Genomic DNA, 21,937 nt, shown 5'->3' on the forward strand with positions numbered 1-21,937 from the left:
GCGTGAGAATTCCAAATAACAAACGCGCAATTTTCAACAAAACATCCTTATTCACAAAAGCAAGTTTCAACAGGCGTCTATTAAATCACAACCTAATATAAATTCCGCTATTAAAAATCAAATAACGACTTCAACCAACGGCTTGGGTTGTTTTTACATTGATCTTTGAGATCACCGTTCACATCCCATTGAGGTAATTCAATATCACCACCGCACTCTGCTTGATAGCCACCAGCCTGAGTTTGCTCAAAATGAGTGGTGACTATTTTACTAGGCCACGGCAAGGTTAAACGCTCTGGTGCGCGCTGAGCTAAATAATTGGCATAAGTTTTTAATGAGCCACTGGCGCCGGTTAATTTGGTCGGTTTATTATCATCGCGGCCGGTCCAAATCGTGACTACTTCACGGCCATCGACTCCGACAAACCAACTGTCACGGCTATCATTACTGGTACCCGTTTTCGCAGCGAGAGTTGCCCAACCATACTGTCCTTGTAAAGAACGGCTGGTACCTTCGCTAACAACCTTTTTCATAATATAAGTCGTCAACCATGCCGCTTGTTGAGGCACCTGCTGCGATGCTCTCGGTATGCTTTCGTATAACACATTGCCATCAACATCCATTACCGTTCTTAATGCCGTTAATGGCGCTCGCTTACCTGAATTGGTGATTGTCTGGAACATTTGTGACACTTGATATGGCGTCAAGGTAAATGAACCTAAAAACATCGAAGGAACGGGACGAATTTCTTGCTTATCAATACCAAGTTTAGTCAGCGTCTCTATCACCGCTGGAATACCTAATTGCATACCTAAATTTACGGTAGGAACGTTAAGAGAACGTGCCATCGCTTGATACAAAGGCACTTCACCACGGAATTTACGATCATAGTTTTTCGGCGACCAAGTTTTGCCTTGCTTATTGGTTAAGGTGATTGGTTTGTCATCAATCGTAGTGCCTAGGTTGTATTTTTCTGGTTGCTCTAACGCGGTTAAATACACTGAGGGTTTAGCAAGTGAACCTATCTGACGGCTAGCACTTAAAGCACGATTAAAGCCATCAAAGCCACTATTACGACCGCCTATCATGGCGCGAATTTCACCAGTTTGGCGATCAACGGCCACCACCGCAGTTTGTAAACCTTTACCAGATCGTTGCTCCAATTGTGGCAGCGTCTTAGTCACTGCTTGCTCAAGGTAAGTTTGTGAAACCGGATCTAGCGTCGTAAACAAACGCAACCCAATGTCTGTTTTAAATTTATCGCCAACCTTATCTTTTAGCTCGCGTTGTAATTGCTCAAAATAAGCAGGTTGACGTTTACCTAAGTGTGGGTTGTTTTGTAAATCAAGATCGCGACTGACCGCTTGGCTGTACTGTGACGCAGTTAAAATATTTTGCGTCATCATCAACTCAAGTACTAAATTTCGACGTTCTTGAATACGCTCAGGATGGCGAATTGGGTTGTAATAAGATGGCCCTTTCACCATACCAACTAGCATAGCCAATTGATCGATACGTAACTCTTGTAGCGGCTGACCAAAATAATAACGCGAAGCCAAGGCAAAACCATGGATCGCTTCTCCGCCATTTTGACCTAAGTACACTTCATTTAAGTACGCTTCTAAAATTTTATCTTTACTAAAACGATAATCTAAAATCACCGCAATATAAGCTTCTTTAAACTTACGCCATAAGGTCTTCTCGCTACTTAAGAATAAGTTTTTCGCCAATTGCTGAGTTAAAGTACTACCACCTTGCACCGCACGACCAGCTTTTAAGTTGGCCACAAAAGCACGAGCAATCGCTAATGGCGCGACCCCACCATGCTGGTAGAAATCACGGTCTTCGGTTGAAAGTAACGCCGCTACCATAGCTTCAGGAAATTGCTCACGTTTTAAGAATAAGCGGGTTTCTTGCTTTTTCGCTTCTAGCATACCGAGCATTTTCGGCTCAATGCGTAAAAATCCTAAATCTGCTTTTGATTCTAATGATTGGATGCGCTTCAAGCCGTTATTATCAAAATAAATCATCACATGGCGTGCAGGCTCCGGGCCATTTTCAAAAGTAAACGGACGACGGAATAACTCAATTTTGGTCGATGAGGCCGAATATTCCCCTTCACGCATTGGATTCGCGACTTTACGATAATTCAGTACATCAAGCTCCTGACGTACCTTGGTGATCGTCTGGTTACTCCCCGGCTCAAGCGTCATCACTCTAGCGTACACCACGGTGGGCAGTTCAAATAATTGCCCAGCAAAACGTTGCGTCACCACACCATTTAAATAAAACCCTGCTGCCACCATAACGGCGATAAACACTAAGCCTAATTTCCAACCGATGCTCCATAGCTTTTGCAACCATGTTTTTTTCTTCGGCGGCGTTTTTCGTCCTCGGGCAGGCCCTGCTTTACGAGTCGATTTAGCCGTTGATTTTGCCGCAGGTTTACGGCGCGTTGTGGTGGTTTTCTTTGGTGTGTTCAATGTATTGCCTTTTTATTTGCGACGCATATATCCCCAATTAACTTCAAGGTATAGTACGTGCAACATTCATGATATGACGGCCGAGCCATCTCAATTTACGAAAAATGTCGTTTTGTTTTCGTCGTGGCGACATGATTAGCAGGATCATCCGGCCAAACATGTTTGGGATAACGCCCTTTCATTTCTTTTTGTACTTCTTTGTATGCCCCTTGCCAAAATCCCGCTAAGTCTTGAGTGATCTGCAAAGGGCGCTGCGCCGGAGAAAGCAATTCTAGCACGAGCTTTTTACGTCCTTGAGCAATTAATGGTGAATCCGACTCACCAAACACCTCTTGCATGCGAACCGAGAGTACTGGCTCCGCGCCCGCTTGATAACGAATGGCTTTGTTAGTACCAGTAGGCAAACGGTAATGCGTGGGTAACCAGTTATCAATTTCTTGATTAAGCGGCCAACCTAGGTACGACAATAACGCTTGCGATAACGGTAATTGCTTTATTTTGGCAACGCTATCTATTCCTACCATGTAAGGCTCAAGCCATTGTTCGAGTTTTGCTAAAAGAATGTCATCACTCATCGCGGGCCAATCTTGCTCTGGCAGCCATTCAATACCATTTCTAATTCGATTCAATAAGTTAGTACTGGATTTATCCCAAGGCAATACCGATAAACCTTTGCGACGAATATAATCAAGAATGGCCGCTTGCTTAAGTAATGGATCGATATCGCGAATGACTTGTTTCTCTAAGACTAAGGCTCCTAATCGGCGTTGCTTTTCCGCGCTGACACAGCCTCTTGTTTCTAGCCATTGAACATGATCGACAATTTCAATTTGCCCCGTAAAGATCCGTTCGATATCTTGCTTTGTAACTATTACTGCGCGAAAGATCTGACTGGTCATCGAATGAGAAGAACGTATCAAATCGATTGCCACGATGAAGTCACTCTCAAGATGAGACTTATTCGATAAAAAGTAATTCGCCAACCCATGTCGCTCATCCATAGTCGCACCATGACCATTAGCCAATAAAAACTGACCTTGCCTATTCCCTCGACTCTGAGCGATGCGATCAGGAAAAGCCAATGCAACACAACTGCCAATTAACTGACTATCCACCTGTTTAATATCAAATGGCACGTCACAAGCTCTACCGACTTGCTGACTACGGCGCGTTAAAACAGCAGCCTTCTTATGTGCACCTTGGTTCCAACGATGCCAATCTTGAGTAATATCTTGGCTGTTCTTTTCCGGCTCTTCTAACATTGCCAGTGTCGCTAATGCAGTATGGTAGTAGTCATCACCTAAATCTTTCGCTCTGAGCAACATCGCAGCGAAGCGTGGCTCTACTCCTAACTTTTGACTGTGTTGACCATAAGCGGTCAATTGTCCCTGAGAACTCAATACCTCTTGTTTTTTCAATAACCCTAATGATTTCAATAACCCTTTGGCTTGTTGTAGATTTGATTGTGGAGGAAGATCAAGCCAAGACAGCTCATCGGCAGCATTGGCTCCCCAAAACAGCAACTCCATTTGTAGGCTAGTTAAATCGCTATGCAGAATTTCCGCTTGTGGCACAACCGGTTGCTGCTTAAGGTTTTCTTGGCTGTATAAACGAATACAAACGCCTGCTTCGAGTCGCCCGGCTCGTCCAGCCCTTTGCTCGGCCGAAGATTGTGCGATCATGGCTTGTTCAAGCCTAGTGATACCGGTTTTCGGATCAAACTTTGCCACTCGCTCGAAGCCTGAGTCCATTACCATGCGAATGCCTTCAATGGTTAAGCTGGTCTCGGCAATATTGGTTGCCAACACTACTTTTCGTCGTCCTGATTCACTGGCTGCGATAGCCGATTGCTGCGCCTTAGCATCCAGTTGGCCGTACAAAGGAGAAATATCAATACCCTGCTCAGATAAACCTAGATCTTCAAGGTTGGAGGCCAATTGACGAATTTCTCGCGCACCGGGTAAAAACACCAACATCGAGCCCGGCTCTTTTGCGAGCCATAATGGAACAAGTTGAGTGAGTCGCGGCACTAAGTATTGATTGGCGGCTAAAGGAGCATAGTGATATTCAATCGGAAAACCTCGCCCCTCAGATTCGATATAACCCGCTTGAGGCATTAGGGTTTTTAACGCTTGCTGATCTAAGGTTGCCGACATCAGTAAAATCTTTAAATCATCACGTAAGGCTTGCTGAGCTTCCAAACAAAAAGCCAGTGCAGTATCGGCATGAATACTACGCTCGTGAAACTCATCAAAAATCACCAAGCCAACCCCGCTAAGTTCAGGATCGTTCTGGATCATCCGAGTCATCACCCCTTCCGTGACGATCTCTAAACGTGTATTGGCACTGACTTTCGATTCACCTTTAACACGAAAACCTACTGTTTGACCGACGCTTTCACCTAGTTGCTTTGCCAAGTAATGAGCAATATTTCTAGCCGCTAAACGACGCGGTTCCATCATGATGATCTTGCCTTGTAGCCCAATATCATCCGCCCCAGACTGCAGCAGTACTTTAGGAAGATAAGTCGATTTACCGGCTCCGGGGGCAGCTTTCAGAATCACTTGCGAATAGCTACGCAACGTCGACAGCAAATCGGCGATAACTGAAACGATGGGAAGTTGTGACAAGGGGAAATCCTTATGTCATGATGAATTGACGCTGATTCTACCCAATAAGCTTAATACCATCAAAATAAAGGCCATCGAAAACCATCATGATTTTTTCTCCTCCTTTGCAATCTGCCACTTTAATCAAACGTTATAAGCGCTTTCTTGCCGATGTCACTTTGCCAAATGGTGAAACCAAAACCATGCATTGTGCTAATACTGGAGCCATGACCGGTTGTGCCGAGCCTGGCAATCAAGTGTGGTACTCAACTTCTGACAATCCCAAGCGCAAATATCCCAATAGTTGGGAATTATCGGTCACCCCACAAGGCGACATTATTTGCATTAATACTGCCAAAGCCAATGCCTTAGTGGTTGAAGCGATAGAACAGCAAAAAATTCCTGAATTAGTAGGCTATCAAACCCTTCGTACTGAAGTGAAATACGGTCGTGAAAACAGTCGTATTGATATTTTGCTGGAACCTCATTCCAATACCGACCTTCAAGCTCAACATGCCAACAAAGATTGCTATATCGAAGTCAAAAGCGTGACATTACTGCAAGATGAATTTGGTGTAGGGCGTGGCTTCTTTCCCGATGCGGTGACCACCCGTGGACAGAAACATTTACGAGAATTAATGGAAATGGTGCAATCAGGACACAGAGCGATACTATTTTTCGCTGTTTTGCATTCGGGAATTGAAAAAGTCTCCAGCGCCTACCATATAGACTCAAATTATTCACAACTTTTAAAGCAAGCAAAAGAAGTTGGTGTTGAGGTAATTTGCTATAAAGCACATCTTTCACCTGAGCGAATAGAATTGGCGTCACCCATTGAATTTATTGACTAGACTTTATAAAAAACACAATCTTGTTATTCAAATTCACATTCAACAATCTATTTGTTTGCCAAGCAAGATTCTTTCTGCTATATGTACCGCCCTTGTTAACCAGCGATTGGTTAAAAAGAGCAAGTAGGAGCGCTGTATGCCAGAACTAAACAAGAAAAAAACGCTAGGCATTCTAGCCATTGCGGGTGTTGGGCCATATCAAGAGAAAGTCGGTGAAGAGTACATGTCACCAGATCAAATGGCTCACTTTACAAAAATTTTAAAAGCATGGCGTGACCAGCTTCATGAAGAAGTTAACCGCACTATGAGCCATATGAAAGACGAAGCAGCCAACTTCCCTGATCCGGTAGACCGTGCATCACAAGAAGAAGAGTTCAGCTTAGAGTTACGTAACCGTGACCGCGAGCGTCGTCTTATCAAGAAAATTGAAAAAACACTGATCAAAATCGAAGACGATGACTTTGGTTTCTGTGAATCTTGCGGCATTGAAATCGGCATTCGTCGTTTAGAAGCAAGACCAACTGCTGATCTTTGTATCGACTGTAAAACCCTAGCTGAGCTTAAAGAAAAGCAAATGCAAGGTTAATAACACCATCAAAGTCGCCCTTACACCACGGTCTCTGATCTAGGGTTTAGGGGCGATTTTTGTTTGTCCTCGTTATTAATATTACTTAGGTATATACATGTCTACCTATATCGGTCGCTTTGCCCCATCCCCTTCAGGGCCCTTACATTTTGGCTCACTAGTTGCCGCACTTGGCAGCTATTTTCAAGCGAAATCTCAAAATGGCCAATGGCTAGTTCGAATTGAAGACCTCGATCCTCCAAGAGAAATGCCAGGCGCAGCAAGCTTAATTTTATCCACTCTAGAAAGTTATGGTTTACACTGGGATCAATCCGTGGTTTATCAGAGCCAACGCCACCAACGCTATCAAGAACAAATCGAAACTTGGCTACAATCAGGCCATGCCTATTACTGCCAATGCACTCGTAAGCAAATTAAGCAATCCGGTGGTTTTTACCTAGGGAATTGTCGAGACCAAGCTATTCAAAGCCAAGAAAACTGCTCTATTCGCCTTAAAGTCGATGAGGCCATCCAGCAATTTTACGATGACAAACATGGCACCATTCAAATCCCTAAGCAATTAGCGCAAGAAGATTTTATTATCAAACGTCGAGATGGATTATTTGCCTATAATCTAGCAGTGGTGCTCGATGATATTGATCAAGGGGTCACACAAGTCGTCAGAGGTGCGGATTTAATTGAACCAACAGGTCGGCAAATTAACCTGTATCGCACTTTACAACAGACAGAAGTTAGCTATATCCATCTACCTTTAGCGGTGGATGCGCAAGGGAATAAATTATCCAAACAAAACCATGCGCCAGCAGTGGATATCAAAAGTCCTAAGCACACCTTAATTAAAGTGATGCACTTTCTTGGTTTTAGTATCCCAAGTGATTTTGAGTCCGCTAGCATAGAGAAAATACTGCAATGGGGATGCCAAAATTGGACGCTTGCTCAACTGCCAAATTCATTAAAGGTCGATTCGCCATTCTAAAATGAGGCCAGCTAGGCTATCATTGGCGAAATTTTTATCTTTGCTTTGAATATTAGTTCTCGCTGTAGAACGCAGCATTACCAACATGACTGAGGTGGGTTATTTTCACTCAAGCTGCTAATTTGTGTCGTAAACTATTTACCAACACAAAATCTGACCAATCAAGCTCAGCGCAGAACCGCTCAAATGGAGACGTTAACCTGAACATTATCACTCGCCAAGAGCATACGATTTCGCGCGATCACATTAGTGACAACGCACTGAAAGTGCTCTATCGATTACACAATCATGGCTACGATGCTTTTCTTGTTGGTGGCGGTGTACGCGACCTACTGCTAGACAAAGAGCCAAAAGATTTTGATATTGCCACTAATGCGACCCCTGAGCAGATCAAGCAATTGTTTCGTAATTGTCGCTTAATCGGTCGTCGCTTCCGTTTGGCACACATCATGTTTGGCCGCGAAATTATTGAAGTCGCCACTTTCCGTGGTCACCATCAAGAACCTGAAAAGAATCAATCAGCCCAATCAAAAGAAGGCATGCTGTTACGTGACAATGTCTATGGCACGGTAGAAGAAGATGCCGAGCGTCGTGATTTCACTATCAACGCTATGTATTACAACATTGCCGATTATAGTATTCATGATTACGCCAATGGCGTGAAAGATCTAAAAGCTGGCGTGGTCCGCATGATTGGCGATCCAGAAACCCGTTACCGTGAAGATCCGGTTCGCATGATCCGTGCCATTCGCTTTGCCGCTAAACTGGATATGACAATAGACCCAAACACAGCAGCTCCTATCAAAGAACTTTCTCATTTAATGACAAGTGTGCCAGCTGCGCGTTTATTTGAAGAGTCACTGAAACTCCTGCAATCTGGCCAAGGTTGGGCAACTTACCAACTACTGCGTGAATTTGATTTATTTTCGAGCCTATTCCCGACAGTGGCGCAATACTTCACGCCAGAGCAAGATTCTGATGTCGAACAAATGGTCGAAATCGCGCTAAAGTCAACGGATAAGCGCATCAATGAAGGCAAGCGTATTAACCCTGCCTTTATGTTTGCTGCATTCTTATGGTATCCGCTACAAAAACACGCCAAAGAACTAGCTGAAGTTCGCAAAATGAGCCATTACGATGCAATCATGATGGCCAGCAATCATATTCTCGATGAGCAAGTTCGTCACTTAGCGATCCCACGTCGTCATAGCGCGACCATTCGTGATATCTGGCAACTACAATTGCGTCTCACCCGTCGTACCGGTAAACGCGCCTTCCAGATATTAGAGCTTAATAAGTTCCGTGCAGGCTTTGATATGCTCGAAATGCGTGGCAAAGTCGAACAAGGCCAAACCGAAGAATTAGCCTTATGGTGGCAAGAGTTCCAAGATGCGCCACTGGTTCATCGTCAAAATATGGTACAAGCCTTAGGCGCACCAAAACCAACTGGTCGCCGTCGTAAACGTCCACACGCTAAGAAAAAAAGCACTAAATCAAAGGCTCAAAAATGATCACCGCCTACATTGCCATCGGTAGTAATTTAGCCGAACCAGTAGAACAAGCGAAACGAGCTATTGAAGCGTTGCGTGATCATCCCCATATAGAGCTTATTGCTTGCTCGTCCTTGTATTCCAGTACTCCGATGGGCCCACAAGATCAGCCTGACTACATCAATGCCGTCGCTGAAATACAAACAGAATTATCACCTCTTGAATTGCTCGATAACACCCAAGCTATCGAACAACAACAAGGGCGTGTTCGCAAAGAAGAACGTTGGGGACCAAGAAGTTTAGATCTCGATATTCTGCTTTATGGCGATCAAGTGATTAATAACGAACGTTTAACCGTGCCTCATTACGGCATGAAAATACGTGAGTTTGTTATCTACCCGCTGTTTGAAATTGCCCCGAATTTATCTCTCCCGGATGGGACAGAGCTCAAGTCACTGCTCGACAGCATCGACCGTAATGGGCTCTCTATTTGGCAAGCTTAATACTCAATCGAGCTTGTTGTTATAAGGACCAAATAATGAAAAAAGTATCCATTAACACTTTAATCAAGTGGAAACAGGATGGTCGTAAGTTTGCGACATCAACCGCTTATGACGCTAGCTTTGCTCAGTTGTTTGAACAACAAGAAATGCCATTATTATTAGTTGGTGATTCACTTGGTATGGTACTGCAAGGTGAAGAAAGCACTTTACCAGTCACCATTGAAGATATTGCTTACCACACTCGCTGCGTACGCGCTGGTAGTCCTAATTGCTTATTATTAGCTGACATGCCATTTATGAGCTACGCCACTCCAGAGCAAGCTTGTGAAAATGCTGCGGTTCTTATGCGTGCAGGTGCGAATATGGTGAAACTAGAAGGTGGAAGCTGGCTAGTTGAAACGGTAAAACAACTAACAGAGCGTTCAGTTCCAGTCTGTGCGCACCTTGGGTTAACCCCACAATCAGTCAATATTTTTGGCGGTTTCCGTATCCAAGGTCGTGAGCAAGAAAAAGCTCAACAAATTATTGATGATGCGATCGCACTACAAAATGCCGGCGCGCAAATTCTGGTATTAGAGTGCGTGCCTAGTCAATTGGCCAAGCAAATTACCCAACAACTACACATCCCAGTGATCGGCATTGGTGCAGGTAAAGACACCGATGGCCAGATTCTAGTGATGCATGACATGTTTGGTATTTCAGCCAATTACATGCCTAAATTTTCAAAAAACTTTTTAACCGAAACCGGCAGCATGCAAGCCGCTGTTCAGCAATATATTCAAGATGTTGAAACTGGGATATTTCCTGGCCCAGAACATAGCTTTGAATAATTTTGTGCTGATATAAGTAAGGAACAAGTATGCAAACTTTTGCCGATATTCACTCTCTAAGAGAGCCGCTTAAAAGCGCACGCCGCGATGGTCGTCGTATCGCTTTTGTCCCAACAATGGGCAACTTACACGAAGGCCATCTAACACTGGTTCGAAAAGCCCATGAAAATGCCGATCTTGTTGTGGTCAGTATTTTTGTCAATCCAATGCAGTTTGAGCGTTCTGATGACTTAAATAACTACCCAAGAACACTTGATGATGACCTAAGTAAACTCAATGCTGAAGGGGTCGATTTTGTGTTCACACCAACGCCAGAAATCATCTACCCTGAAGGCTTAGATAAACAAACCTTTATTGAGGTTCCTGGTTTATCACACATGTTAGAAGGCGCATCTCGCCCTGGACACTTCCGCGGCGTAAGTACGATCGTAACGAAGCTTTTTAATATCGTTCAGCCAGATGTCGTTTGCTTTGGCGAGAAAGATTTCCAACAACTAGCCGTTATCAAAAAAATGGTGACAGATCTTGCTTTAGATATTGAGGTTATTGGCGTACCAACCGTTCGTGAACTAGATGGCTTAGCGATGAGTTCACGTAACGGACTATTAAGTTTGAGTGAGCGTCAAAGAGCGCCAGTACTAGCAAGAACCATGCGCTGGATTGGTAGTCAAATACGTGGTGGGCGTGATGATTATACCTCACTACTAGAAGATGCGAACGATCAACTACGTGCTGCAGATTTAGAACCGGATGAAATTTTTATTCGTGATGCAGAAAGCTTGCAATTACCAAGCGAAGAAACCACTCAAATTGTTATTTTGATGTCGGCATTTCTAGGTAAAGCACGTTTAATTGATAACCTAGTTGTTGAGCTAAAGAGTAACCAAGAAAGCGACAACGAAGAAGAGTAAGTGTACATTTTTCGAGTCTCGGTGCGTTGCTGATCGTGGCTCGGTAAAATGAAAAAGCCAGATTCGGATTTAACTTCGAATCTGGCTTTTCTTTTTGAGGCATTAGCCAAGTTAACTGCGTAACCCAATGCCGCGAGATACTAGATAATACGCAACACTATATAGGACTACGATAAACACCATTAATACACCAAATGAGGTGTAGATACCAACATCGGAAACCCCTAGGAAACCATAACGGAAGGCATTGACCATATAGACGATTGGGTTGATTTTCGACACGCCTTGCCAAAATTCAGGTAGTAAGCTAATCGAATAAAACACCCCACCAAGATACGTCAGTGGTGTTAACACAAAGGTCGGAATAATCGAGATATCATCAAAACTATCAGCAAATACCGCATTAATCAGTCCACCTAATGCAAACACTACTGAAGTAAAAAAGACCGTCGAGATAATGATAAACCAATGATGAATGTGTAAATCGACAAAGAACATCGATACTGCGGTCACCATAACACCAACCATTAAGCCACGAGTGACCCCGCCCATTACATAACCACAAATAATAATATGATGAGGTACAGGTGCCACCAGCAACTCTTCAATGTTCTTTTGAAATTTTGCACTAAAGAAGGATGAAGCCACATTAGAATAAGAGTTGGTAATTACCGACATCATGATCAGACCTGGCACAATATATTCCATATAACTAAAGCCGTTCATTTCACCAATACGTGAGCCAATCAAGTTACCAAAAATAATAAAGTACAAGGTCATCGTAATCGCTGGTGGTACAATAGTTTGTACCCAGATACGCATAAAACGACGAACCTCTTTGGTGACTAAGCTTTTAAATGCCGTCCAATATAACTCTGCCATTACAGGGTTGCTCCTTGTGCTTGTTTTTTCTCAGCGTTTGTCTTTTCACCATTACGTACGATAGTGACAAATAATTCTTCTAATCGGTTAGCTTTATTACGCATCGACAATACCTGTACGCCTTGAGCCGTCAGTTGATCAAATACTCGGTTTAAGCCCTGAGCCTTATCAATTTCCACTTCTAGGGTATTGGGAGAAAAATGCGTAATATTAACATCTTTAAGTACAGGCACTTGCTCGCAATCTTGCAGATCAAGAATAAAGGTTTCGACATGCAGTTTATTTAACAAAGCTTTCATCGAGGTATTTTCTATCACTTCACCTCGGTTAATAATGCCGATATTGCGACACAGCATTTCCGCTTCTTCTAGATAGTGAGTCGTCAGAATAATCGTCACCCCCTCTTGGTTGATTGTTTTCAAGAACTCCCACATTGAACGGCGCAACTCAATATCTACCCCAGCAGTTGGTTCATCGAGAATCAGCAATTTAGGCTCATGCATCAATGCGCGAGCAATCATCAAGCGACGCTTCATACCGCCAGATAAGTTACGCGCACGCTCATTACGCTTTTCCCATAGATCAAGCTGCGAGAGGTACTTTTTAGCGCGTTCTTTGGCTAAAGAGAGTGACACGCCATAATAACCCGCTTGTTGCATCACTATTTGCTCAACCGTTTCAAATGGGTTGAAATTAAATTCTTGTGGCACTAAACCGAGTTGTTGCTTAGCTTTGACTAGATCGGTGTCAATGTCGTAACCAAACACTTTTACTTGTCCTGAAGTCTTATTAACTAACGAGCTGATCACGCCGATGGTAGTCGATTTACCTGCGCCATTTGGGCCTAGTAGTGCGTAAAAATCGCCTTGCTCAACGTTGAGTGAAACCCCTTTTAGCGCTTCGACACCCCCCGCATAGACTTTACGTAACGATTGAATTTCTAATGCATACATAATATTTTTACCCTGAATTGATAATTTGATCACAAATCGGATTTGATTTTTATCAGTCTTGTGTATAGTTAGGCAGATCAATGAGGAAGATAACATGCCAGACATTAAACAGTTATTTGATAATAACTCGACTTGGGCTCAGTCGATAAAATCAGAACGCCCTGAATTTTTTGCTAAATTAGAAGAATCACAACACCCTGAATACCTATGGATTGGTTGTTCAGATAGTCGAGTACCCGCAGAACGTCTTACTGGACTCTACTCGGGTGAATTGTTTGTTCACCGCAATGTGGCAAACCAAGTTATACATACCGACCTCAACTGCTTATCAGTCGTTCAATATGCAGTCGATGTACTAAAAGTTAAACATATCATCATTTGTGGCCACTACGGTTGTGGTGGTGTGCAAGCCTCTATCGATAATCCAAAACTTGGCCTTATCAACAACTGGTTGCTACATATTCGTGATTTATACCTAAAACACCGTAACTGGCTTGCTCAATTCCCGAAAGAAGACTGGGCCAATAAACTGTGTGAAATCAACGTTGCTGAACAAGTTTACAACCTAGGTAACTCTACCGTGCTTCAACAAGCTTGGGAACGCGGTCAAAACATTCAAATTCACGGTTGGGTATACGGTATTGCTGATGGTGTACTTAATGACTTAGGCGTTCGCTGCCACAGTCGGGAATCACTTGAGATCTCTCACCAAGCTTCTCTGGCTAAAATATTAAATGAAGATAATCCAGAAAAACTAAATATATAACTCAATCAAACGAGTAAATACTCAATAAAAGAGCGACCGATTTGGCCGCTCTTTTTTGTTACAACAAGAATACCGACTTTTGTTTCAGTCTACCAATGATCTTGATTCATAGTGAAAATCACTGGCAAGAATAGTCAACTTATTCTTCCTATTACTCTTGTGGTATTACCTTACCGATATAAGGTAAGTGACGATAATTTTGTGCATAATCGATACCAACACCAACTACAAACTCATCTGGGATTTCAAAGCCGATCCATTTTGCATCAACGTGCACTTCACGGCGCGATGGCTTATCTAGAAGAGTACATATCTCAATTGAGTTTGGTTCGCGAATTTCTAAAATTTCACACACTTTACTTAACGTATTGCCAGTGTCGATGATATCTTCAACTAAAAGGACATCTTTACCTTTAATATCATCATCAAGATCTTTTAAAATTCGAACATCACGAGTACTAGTCATACCGTTTCCATAGCTAGAAGCGGTCATAAAATCGATTTGGTGATTAACTTCGATTGAACGAGACAAATCTGCCATAAATACATACGAACCACGTAGTAGGCCAATAATCACCAAATTTTCGGATCCTTGATAATGCTCAGCAATAGACTTGCCTAGCGCTTTCACTCGATCTTGCACTTCCTGTTCAGAGATCATTACTTCTACAGTGTGTTTCATACTTTTCTCAATATTTAGATTTTGCAGCAAAATAAGTTTTACTCAATCAGCAAAACTTTGACGTCAAGCTATCTATTCTAGCACTACCAGTCCTTAACGTTAACTTTTACCCGTGACAATCTTTTTATTGATGATGTTTTAATCAGATTGACACATTATTTAACCACGGTAGACTCATTCATATAATAAATATAAGAACCATTACGATAATTATTTATAGAGCTATCTCGCACATTTGATACCGGACTCAAGTAAGTGGGGGAACATTTGAATAGGCTCATTTTAGGACTTAATATGGATATGATTACAAAACACCCAAGGACTCGATTAAACCCAGAAAAAAGAAAATTACAATTATTAGAAATTGGTATAGAAGTATTCGCGCGACGTGGTATTGGCCGCGGTGGACATGCGGATATTGCCGAAATAGCTCAAGTATCTGTCGCCACCGTTTTTAATTACTTCCCCACTCGCGAAGATCTGGTTGAAGCGGTATTAAGCGACGTCGAACAACACTTTGCCGATTTTTTAAATCAAAATATCGATCATTCACTTCCAGTAAGACAAAATCTAGACAACCTTTGCCATCAATTAATTGATACCGTATTAGATGATACTCAATGGATTAAGATTTGGTTTGAATGGAGCACTTCCACTCGAGATGATGTCTGGCCATTATTTGTGGCAACTCATGGAAAACATCAACAGTATTTCCGTGACCTCTTCTCTAGCGCAATTAAAAATGGCGAATTAGAAGAAAAACATAGCCCAGGTAATATTGCTAAGCTTTTCCATGGCTTATGTTATTCCCTCTTTATTCAAGCCAACCGCACGCCAGACAAACAGTACTTAACTAAGCTGATCACTAGCTTCTTAGATATGTTGTGTATTTATAAGCGCTAGAAGTATTGGTTAATAAGACTACCTGACTATTATTTGGTTTAGGTTATTTGTTTATCTAGGCTCAAGGCTAAGTAATAAAAAGCTAACAAAAACAAAAGAGCCGCACAGTTTAACCTGTGCGGCTCTCCTTTATCTCAACTCGACTTAATATCGAGCCAGGATATATTACTTCTTACGCTTTACTGCTTTTGCATTTGGAAGGTCGGTGATCGTACCTTCAAATACTTCCGCCGCTAGGCCAACAGATTCGTGTAGCGTTGGGTGAGCGTGGATCGTTAATGCGATATCTTCTGCATCACAACCCATCTCGATCGCAAGACCGATTTCACCTAGCAATTCACCACCGTTAGTACCGACAATTGCACCACCGATTACGCGGTGAGTTTCTTTATCAAAGATAAGCTTAGTCATACCTTCAGCACAATCAGAGGCGATGGCGCGGCCTGATGCAGCCCAAGGGAAGGTAGCAGTTTCGTATTTAATACCTTCTTCTTTTGCTTCTTTTTCAGTCTTACCAACCCATGCTACTTCTGGCTCAGTGTAAGCAATGGATGGAATCACTTTCGGATCGAAGTAATGCTTCTTACCAGAAATGACTTCAGCCGCTACGTGACCTTCATGCACACCTTTGTGAGCCAGCATTGGTTGACCTACAATGTCACCGATCGCGTGAATATGAGGAACGTTAGTACGCATTTGCTTATCCACATTGATGAAGCCACGCTCATCAACTTCGATACCAGCTTTTTCTGCGTCCATTAACTTACCATTTGGAACACGGCCAATCGCAACAAGCACGGCATCGTAACGCTCAGCTTCTGCTGGTGCTTTTTTGCCTTCCATTGAAACGTAGATACCGTCTTCTTTCGCTTCAACTGCGGTTACTTTAGTTTCAAGCATTAGGTTGAATTTGTCTTTGATTTGCTTAGTGAACACTTTAACAACGTCTTTATCCGCTGCTGGAATCACCTGATCAAACATTTCAACTACATCGATTTGAGAACCTAGAGAATGGTACACCGTACCCATTTCTAGACCGATGATACCACCGCCCATGACAAGAAGCTTCTTAGGTACTTCTTTTAATTCTAGCGCGTCAGTCGAATCCCAAATACGTGGGTCATCATGTGGGATAAACGGCAGTTTAATTGGACGAGAGCCTGCTGCAATGATTGCGTTATCAAAAGTAAGCGTTGTTTTTTCTTCGCCTTCCACTTCTAGCGTGTTAGGACCTGTGAATTTACCAAAGCCATTCACAACGGTTACTTTACGTTGTTTAGCCATACCAGCAAGGCCACCAGTTAGCTGAGTAATTACTTTATCTTTCCATACACGGATTTTATCGATGTCAGTTTGAGGCTCACCGAATACTACACCGTGTTCCGCCATAGCTTTAGCTTCTTCAATTACTTTAGAAACGTGAAGTAATGCTTTTGATGGGATACAACCCACGTTTAGACATACGCCACCTAATGTGCTGTAACGTTCAACAAGAACCGTTTCTAAACCTAAATCTGCACAACGGAATGCTGCTGAGTAACCAGCAGGACCTGCACCAAGTACCACGACTTGTGCTTTAATTTCTTTGCTCATTTTGACCTCGTTATAGTCATTTAATCCCTGACAAGCTGACGGTTCCCATTTGTACAACGATGAATAAACGGGAGTGAATTATCTATTTCAGAATTACAGCCAGTTTATCGACTTGTTAACAGTCTGAAAAGTGATTCACGTTAGCCTGTGAGCTAGACAACATTCTTTTTTACTTGAGTCATATTACGTGAAAAATAAACACCGTTTATTCACGTAACAGTAAAATCTTGTTCAAAAAATAAGGTGGCCGCTGAGCCACCCTATTTTATTTCATTACAGTACCAAACGGCGGATGTCTGATAGACAAGCATTTAGATAAGTAATGAAACGTGCACCTTCTGCACCATCGATCACGCGGTGATCGTAAGATAGAGAAAGTGGAAGCTGTAGGCGTGGTTCAAATTCTTTACCATTCCATACTGGCTTCATTTCAGATTTAGATACCCCAAGGATACCTACTTCTGGTGCGTTAACGATTGGAGTAAACGCTGTACCACCGATACCGCCAAGGCTTGAAATTGTGAAACAACCGCCTTGCATATCAGAAGCAGTCAGTTTACCTGAACGTGCTTTCTTAGAAATCACAGCCAGCTCTTCAGATAGCTCATAAATGCCTTTCTTGTTCACGTCTTTAAATACAGGAACAACAAGACCGTTTGGCGTATCAACTGCGATACCAACGTTTACGTATTTCTTAAGAATGATGCTTTCGCCATCTTCAGAAAGAGAAGAGTTAAACGCTGGGAATGCTTCTAGCGCTTTAGCGACGGCTTTCATGATGAACACAAGTGGTGTGATCTTCATGCCAGTGTCTTTCTTCGCTTCGATTGCGTTTTGCTCTTTACGGAACGCTTCTAGTGCTGTGATATCTGCATTGTCCCACTGTGTAACGTGCGGAATCATTACCCAGTTACGGTGCAGGTTAGCGCCAGAAATTTTCTTAATCTTAGACAGTTTCTGTACTTCAGTTTCGCCGAACTTGCTGAAGTCCACTTTTGGCCAAGGAAGAAGACCTAGTGCACTGCCGTCGCCATTGCCAGATGCTGCTGCACCAGACTCTAAACGTTTTAACGCATCTTTTACGAAGTTTTGTACGTCTTCTTTCAAGATACGGCTCTTACGACCAGACCCTTTCACTTTTGCTAGGTTTACACCAAACTCACGCGCTAAACGACGAACGACAGGAGAAGCATGAGCGTACTCATTGTTCTCTTGGAAATCTCCCGTTGATGCTGGCGCTTGAGCCGCTGCTGGAGCTGGAGTGGAAGCCGATGCAGGTGCCGCAGCTTGAGCTGGAGCAGCCGTTTGTGGTGCCGGTGTTGCGCCAGCGACTTCAAAGACCATAATCAATGAACCCGTTGATACTTTATCACCAGTATTGATTTTGATTTCTTTTACTACGCCTGAAAATGGTGCTGGAACTTCCATAGAAGCTTTGTCGCCTTCAACTGTGATCAAAGATTGCTCTTCTTCAACAGTATCACCAACCGCAACCATTACTTCAGTGACTTCAACTTCATCGCCGCCGATATCAGGAACGTTCACTTCTTTTGCAGCAGAGGCTACTGGAGCAGAAGCTGCCACTGGCGCCTCAACTGCAGCTGTTGCCGCTGGAGCACCAGAACCTGCCACTTCAAATACCATGATAAGTGAGCCAGTCGTCACTTTATCGCCAGTATTCACTTTAAGTTCTTTAAGAACACCCGCAAAAGGAGCAGGTACTTCCATTGAAGCTTTGTCGCCTTCAACCGTCAGTAGCGATTGCTCTTCTTCAATGCTGTCACCGATAGCAACCATGATCTCAGTTACTTCAACTTCATCACCGCCGATATCAGGAACGTGTACTTCTTTTAATTCAGAAGTTGCAGGTGCTGCCGCTGGAGCCGCTTCTGCTTTTGGTGCTTCTGCTGCTGGAGCCGCTGCTGCACCTTCGGCTTCAAAGACCATAATAAATGAACCAGTTGAAACTGAATCACCTACATTGATTTTAATTTCTTTGACTACACCAGCTTGTGGTGCTGGGACTTCCATTGAAGCTTTATCACCTTCAACAGTAATAAGAGACTGCTCTTCTTCAACCTTGTCACCAACGTTTACTAGAATCTCAGTAACTTCAACCTCATCGGCACCAATGTCAGGTACATTAATTTCGATTGTCATTATTCTTTCCTTTATTTGATTGAAGTGCGCAGCATGTATTTTGTCATGCTACGCACCTTCATTCTTATGCGTTTCGTGAATTAAGCGTGCAGTGGGTTGATTTTGTCTGCATCGATGTTGAATTTAGCAATGGCTTCAGCAACCACTGATTTTTCAATATCACCACGCTTAACTAGCTCAGTTAGAGCAGCAACCACAACATAATGCGCGTTCACTTCGAAGTGACGACGTAGGTTTTCACGGCTATCAGAACGACCGAAGCCATCCGTACCCAATACTTTGTAAGACTCAGCAGGTACGAATGCACGTACTTGGTCTGCGTAGTTCTTCATGTAATCCGTCGCAGCAATAGCAGGTTCTGAACCTAGTACTGTTGAGATATAAGGTACTTTTTGCTCCGCTTCTGGGTGAAGCATGTTGTAACGCTCAACTTCTTGACCATCACGAGTCAGTTCGTTGAAAGACGTTACTGAGTAAACATCAGACGCTACGCCGTAGTCATCGCTTAGGATCTGCGCTGCTTTACGAACTTCATTCATGATAGTACCTGAGCTCATTAACTGAACTTTCGACTTGCTACCAGCGTAAGTTTCTAGCTTGTAGATACCACGACGGATGCCTTCTTCAGCGCCTTCTGGCATTGCTGGCATGTGGTAGTTCTCGTTCATTACGGTTAGGTAGTAGTAAACGCTTTCTTGTTCACCGTACATGCGACGAATGCCGTCTTGCATGATAACTGCCACTTCATAAGCGAAAGTAGGATCGTAAGAAATACAGTTAGGAACCGTGTTCGCCATGATGTGTGAGTGGCCATCTTCGTGCTGCAGACCTTCACCGTTAAGCGTTGTACGACCGGCTGTCGCACCTAGTAGGAAACCACGAGCTTGTTGATCACCCGCCATCCACGCCATATCGCCAACACGTTGGAAGCCGAACATTGAGTAGTAAATATAGAATGGAATCATTGGCAAGTCGTTAGTGCTGTATGATGTTGCCGCAGCAACCCATGAAGACATCGCACCTAACTCATTGATACCTTCTTGTAGAACTTGTCCAGATGTCGCTTCTTTGTAGTAAGACACTACGCCACGGTCTTCTGGTGTATATTCTTGTCCGTGAGGATTATAAATACCAATTTGACGGAATAAACCTTCCATACCAAAAGTACGTGCTTCATCGGCTACGATTGGCACAATCTGCTTACCAATACTTTTATCTTTAATTAAGATATTCAACGTTCTAACAAAAGCCATTGTGGTTGAAATGTCACGCTTTTGCTCAGTCAATAGTGCTTCAAAGTCATTCAGCTCAGGCACTTTGAATTCTTGAGTCGAGTTAGGTAAACGAACAGGCGTATAACCGTGTAATGCTTTACGACGAGCGTGTAGGTATTCGTACTCTTTCGAACCTTCTTCTAGCGTTAGGTAAGGAAGCTCTTTCACTTTCTCATCAGATAGAAGTTCTTGTAGACCTAAACGATCACGTAGGTGAAGAACATGTGTCATGTCCATTTTCTTCACTTGGTGTGCAATGTTTTTACCTTCAGCCGCATCACCCATGCCGTAACCTTTAACCGTTTTAGCTAGGATAACCGTTGGACGACCTTTAGTGTCTTGTGCGTTTTTGTAAGCAGCATATAGCTTAGAAGACTCGTGACCACCACGCTTAAGCGCGAAGATTTCGTCATCCGTCATATCGGCAACAAGTGCTGCAGTTTCAGGGTATTTACCGAAGAAGTGTTCACGTACGTAAGCACCATCTTTCGATTTGAATGTTTGGTAATCACCATCGATGGTTTCGTTCATCAGTTGCAGCAATTTACCTGAAGTATCTTTAGCCAGTAGTGAATCCCAATTGTTACCCCAGATCACTTTAACTACATTCCAACCTGCGCCTTTAAATAGACCTTCAAGTTCTTGAATGATGCTGCCATTACCCATAACCGGGCCATCTAGGCGTTGTAAATTACAGTTGATTAAGAAGCATAGATTGTCCAGCTTTTCACGAGCAGCGAAAGAAATCGCACCGCGTGATTCTGGCTCATCCATCTCACCATCACCTAAGAATGCATAAACACGTTGCTCTGAAGTATCTTTCAGACCACGACCTTCAAGGTACTTCAAGAAGCGCGCTTGGTAGATAGAGGCGATTGGGCCTAACCCCATAGATACCGTTGGGAACTGCCAGAATTCAGGCATTAGTTTAGGGTGAGGATATGAAGGGATACCTTTACCATCCACTTCTTGACGGAAGTTATCAAGTTGCTCTTCAGTTAAACGACCTTCTAGGAAAGCACGTGCGTAGATCCCTGGAGAAATGTGACCTTGATAGTAAACTAAATCGCCGCCATCTTTTTCATTTGGCGCACGGAAGAAGTGGTTAAAACATACTTCGTAGAACGCAGCAGAAGACTGGTAAGAAGCCATGTGGCCACCTAACTCTAAGTCTTTCTTTGATGCGCGCAATACGATCATTACCGCATTCCAACGGATGATCGCACGGATGCGACGCTCTAACGTAGTATCACCAGGATATGCCGGCTCTTGTGCTGCCGGAATGGTGTTTACATAGTTAGTGTTGATGCCTGTTGGCATATCTACACCGTCTAAACGGGCTTTATCTAACACTTGCTCTAATAGATATTGAGCGCGCTCGACACCTTCTTCACGTACCACTGATTCAAGGGCTTGTAACCAATCTTGAGTTTCCAGTGCATCAACGTCATTATTAATGACTTCAGACATGGCGATCTATCCTTT

17 protein-coding genes are annotated in these 21,937 nt (G+C 43.2%); 9 read left to right on the forward strand and 8 right to left on the reverse strand.

Features of this window, described 5'->3' with window-relative positions; translation table 11 throughout:
• Window positions 1-110: 110 nt before the first annotated feature.
• Entirely contained in the window at window positions 111-2,483 is a 2,373-nt protein-coding gene (gene mrcB / locus ACN0T8_RS08665; RefSeq protein WP_417880230.1) for a penicillin-binding protein 1B, read from the reverse strand.
• 95 nt (window positions 2,484-2,578) lie between these two features.
• A complete protein-coding gene (gene hrpB / locus ACN0T8_RS08670) occupies window positions 2,579-5,113 on the reverse strand; it encodes an ATP-dependent helicase HrpB (protein WP_417880232.1) in 2,535 nt (844 codons plus the stop codon).
• A gap of 86 nt (window positions 5,114-5,199) precedes the next feature.
• Between hrpB and sfsA the strand changes: the two genes are divergently transcribed.
• The 7 genes from sfsA to panC all read left to right on the forward strand — a co-directional run bounded on the left by sfsA (window position 5,200) and on the right by panC (window position 11,239).
• Window positions 5,200-5,943, forward strand: a complete 744-nt coding sequence (gene sfsA / locus ACN0T8_RS08675) for a DNA/RNA nuclease SfsA (RefSeq protein WP_417880233.1) — start codon at window positions 5,200-5,202, stop codon at window positions 5,941-5,943.
• Between the two features lie 136 nt (window positions 5,944-6,079).
• Window positions 6,080-6,529, forward strand: coding sequence for an RNA polymerase-binding protein DksA (gene dksA / locus ACN0T8_RS08680; protein WP_417880234.1), 450 nt, complete (start codon window positions 6,080-6,082; stop codon window positions 6,527-6,529).
• A 97-nt stretch (window positions 6,530-6,626) separates the two neighbouring features.
• Entirely contained in the window at window positions 6,627-7,505 is an 879-nt protein-coding gene (gene gluQRS, locus ACN0T8_RS08685) for a tRNA glutamyl-Q(34) synthetase GluQRS (protein WP_417880235.1), read from the forward strand.
• A gap of 122 nt (window positions 7,506-7,627) precedes the next feature.
• Window positions 7,628-9,016, forward strand: coding sequence for a polynucleotide adenylyltransferase PcnB (pcnB, locus tag ACN0T8_RS08690; RefSeq protein WP_417880236.1), 1,389 nt, complete (start codon window positions 7,628-7,630; stop codon window positions 9,014-9,016).
• On the forward strand, window positions 9,013-9,498 hold the full coding sequence (folK, locus tag ACN0T8_RS08695; RefSeq protein ID WP_417880237.1) for a 2-amino-4-hydroxy-6-hydroxymethyldihydropteridine diphosphokinase: 486 nt from the start codon (window positions 9,013-9,015) through the stop codon (window positions 9,496-9,498). The genes pcnB and folK overlap by 4 nt, the downstream gene beginning before the upstream one ends.
• A gap of 35 nt (window positions 9,499-9,533) precedes the next feature.
• On the forward strand, window positions 9,534-10,328 hold the full coding sequence (gene panB, locus ACN0T8_RS08700) for a 3-methyl-2-oxobutanoate hydroxymethyltransferase (protein ID WP_417880238.1): 795 nt from the start codon (window positions 9,534-9,536) through the stop codon (window positions 10,326-10,328).
• Between the two features lie 29 nt (window positions 10,329-10,357).
• Entirely contained in the window at window positions 10,358-11,239 is an 882-nt protein-coding gene (gene panC / locus ACN0T8_RS08705) for a pantoate--beta-alanine ligase (RefSeq protein WP_417880239.1), read from the forward strand.
• Window positions 11,240-11,350: 111 nt separating this feature from the next.
• On the opposite strand, the gene ACN0T8_RS08710 is transcribed toward panC, so the two are convergent.
• Both ACN0T8_RS08710 and ACN0T8_RS08715 read right to left on the reverse strand, forming a co-directional pair.
• Window positions 11,351-12,121: an ABC transporter permease gene (locus ACN0T8_RS08710; RefSeq protein WP_417880240.1), complete on the reverse strand. Its 771-nt coding sequence runs from the start codon at window positions 12,119-12,121 to the stop codon at window positions 11,351-11,353.
• Complete coding sequence (locus ACN0T8_RS08715) at window positions 12,121-13,074, reverse strand: ABC transporter ATP-binding protein (RefSeq protein ID WP_417880241.1); 954 nt, start codon at window positions 13,072-13,074, stop codon at window positions 12,121-12,123. Before ACN0T8_RS08715 ends, ACN0T8_RS08710 begins: the two co-directional genes overlap by 1 nt.
• A gap of 94 nt (window positions 13,075-13,168) precedes the next feature.
• Here ACN0T8_RS08715 and can point away from each other — a divergent pair, with 94 nt between their 5' ends.
• Window positions 13,169-13,840: a carbonate dehydratase gene (gene can, locus ACN0T8_RS08720; RefSeq protein WP_417880242.1), complete on the forward strand. Its 672-nt coding sequence runs from the start codon at window positions 13,169-13,171 to the stop codon at window positions 13,838-13,840.
• Window positions 13,841-13,991: 151 nt separating this feature from the next.
• Here can and hpt read toward each other — a convergent pair whose 3' ends face one another.
• Window positions 13,992-14,522, reverse strand: a complete 531-nt coding sequence (gene hpt, locus ACN0T8_RS08725) for a hypoxanthine phosphoribosyltransferase (RefSeq protein WP_417880243.1) — start codon at window positions 14,520-14,522, stop codon at window positions 13,992-13,994.
• A 294-nt stretch (window positions 14,523-14,816) separates the two neighbouring features.
• Between hpt and ACN0T8_RS08730 the strand changes: the two genes are divergently transcribed.
• Entirely contained in the window at window positions 14,817-15,425 is a 609-nt protein-coding gene (locus tag ACN0T8_RS08730; protein ID WP_417880244.1) for a TetR family transcriptional regulator, read from the forward strand.
• 165 nt (window positions 15,426-15,590) lie between these two features.
• On the opposite strand, the gene lpdA is transcribed toward ACN0T8_RS08730, so the two are convergent.
• From lpdA to aceE, 3 genes are all read right to left on the reverse strand, one after another.
• A complete protein-coding gene (gene lpdA, locus ACN0T8_RS08735) occupies window positions 15,591-17,018 on the reverse strand; it encodes a dihydrolipoyl dehydrogenase (protein ID WP_237296008.1) in 1,428 nt (475 codons plus the stop codon).
• A 273-nt stretch (window positions 17,019-17,291) separates the two neighbouring features.
• Window positions 17,292-19,178, reverse strand: a complete 1,887-nt coding sequence (gene aceF / locus ACN0T8_RS08740; protein WP_417880245.1) for a pyruvate dehydrogenase complex dihydrolipoyllysine-residue acetyltransferase — start codon at window positions 19,176-19,178, stop codon at window positions 17,292-17,294.
• Between the two features lie 80 nt (window positions 19,179-19,258).
• Window positions 19,259-21,922 carry a pyruvate dehydrogenase (acetyl-transferring), homodimeric type gene (gene aceE / locus ACN0T8_RS08745; RefSeq protein WP_417880246.1) on the reverse strand — a complete coding sequence of 888 codons (2,664 nt, stop codon included), beginning with the start codon at window positions 21,920-21,922 and terminating at the stop codon, window positions 19,259-19,261.
• Between the last annotated feature and the right edge of the window lie 15 nt (window positions 21,923-21,937).

The sequence above is a fragment of the Vibrio sp. genome, from assembly GCF_048266485.1.
Lineage (GTDB): Bacteria > Pseudomonadota > Gammaproteobacteria > Enterobacterales > Vibrionaceae > Vibrio.

Coding starts and splice junctions, on each gene's coding strand:
- sfsA (WP_417880233.1), top strand. CDS start 5,200: ATGATTTTTTCTCCTCCTTTGCAATCTGCCACTTTAATCAAACGTTAT.
- dksA (WP_417880234.1), top strand. CDS start 6,080: ATGCCAGAACTAAACAAGAAAAAAACGCTAGGCATTCTAGCCATTGCG.
- gluQRS (WP_417880235.1), top strand. CDS start 6,627: ATGTCTACCTATATCGGTCGCTTTGCCCCATCCCCTTCAGGGCCCTTA.
- folK (WP_417880237.1), top strand. CDS start 9,013: ATGATCACCGCCTACATTGCCATCGGTAGTAATTTAGCCGAACCAGTA.
- panB (WP_417880238.1), top strand. CDS start 9,534: ATGAAAAAAGTATCCATTAACACTTTAATCAAGTGGAAACAGGATGGT.
- panC (WP_417880239.1), top strand. CDS start 10,358: ATGCAAACTTTTGCCGATATTCACTCTCTAAGAGAGCCGCTTAAAAGC.
- ACN0T8_RS08710 (WP_417880240.1), bottom strand. CDS start 12,121: ATGGCAGAGTTATATTGGACGGCATTTAAAAGCTTAGTCACCAAAGAG.
- ACN0T8_RS08715 (WP_417880241.1), bottom strand. CDS start 13,074: ATGTATGCATTAGAAATTCAATCGTTACGTAAAGTCTATGCGGGGGGT.
- can (WP_417880242.1), top strand. CDS start 13,169: ATGCCAGACATTAAACAGTTATTTGATAATAACTCGACTTGGGCTCAG.
- hpt (WP_417880243.1), bottom strand. CDS start 14,522: ATGAAACACACTGTAGAAGTAATGATCTCTGAACAGGAAGTGCAAGAT.
- ACN0T8_RS08730 (WP_417880244.1), top strand. CDS start 14,817: ATGGATATGATTACAAAACACCCAAGGACTCGATTAAACCCAGAAAAA.
- lpdA (WP_237296008.1), bottom strand. CDS start 17,018: ATGAGCAAAGAAATTAAAGCACAAGTCGTGGTACTTGGTGCAGGTCCT.
- aceF (WP_417880245.1), bottom strand. CDS start 19,178: ATGACAATCGAAATTAATGTACCTGACATTGGTGCCGATGAGGTTGAA.
- aceE (WP_417880246.1), bottom strand. CDS start 21,922: ATGTCTGAAGTCATTAATAATGACGTTGATGCACTGGAAACTCAAGAT.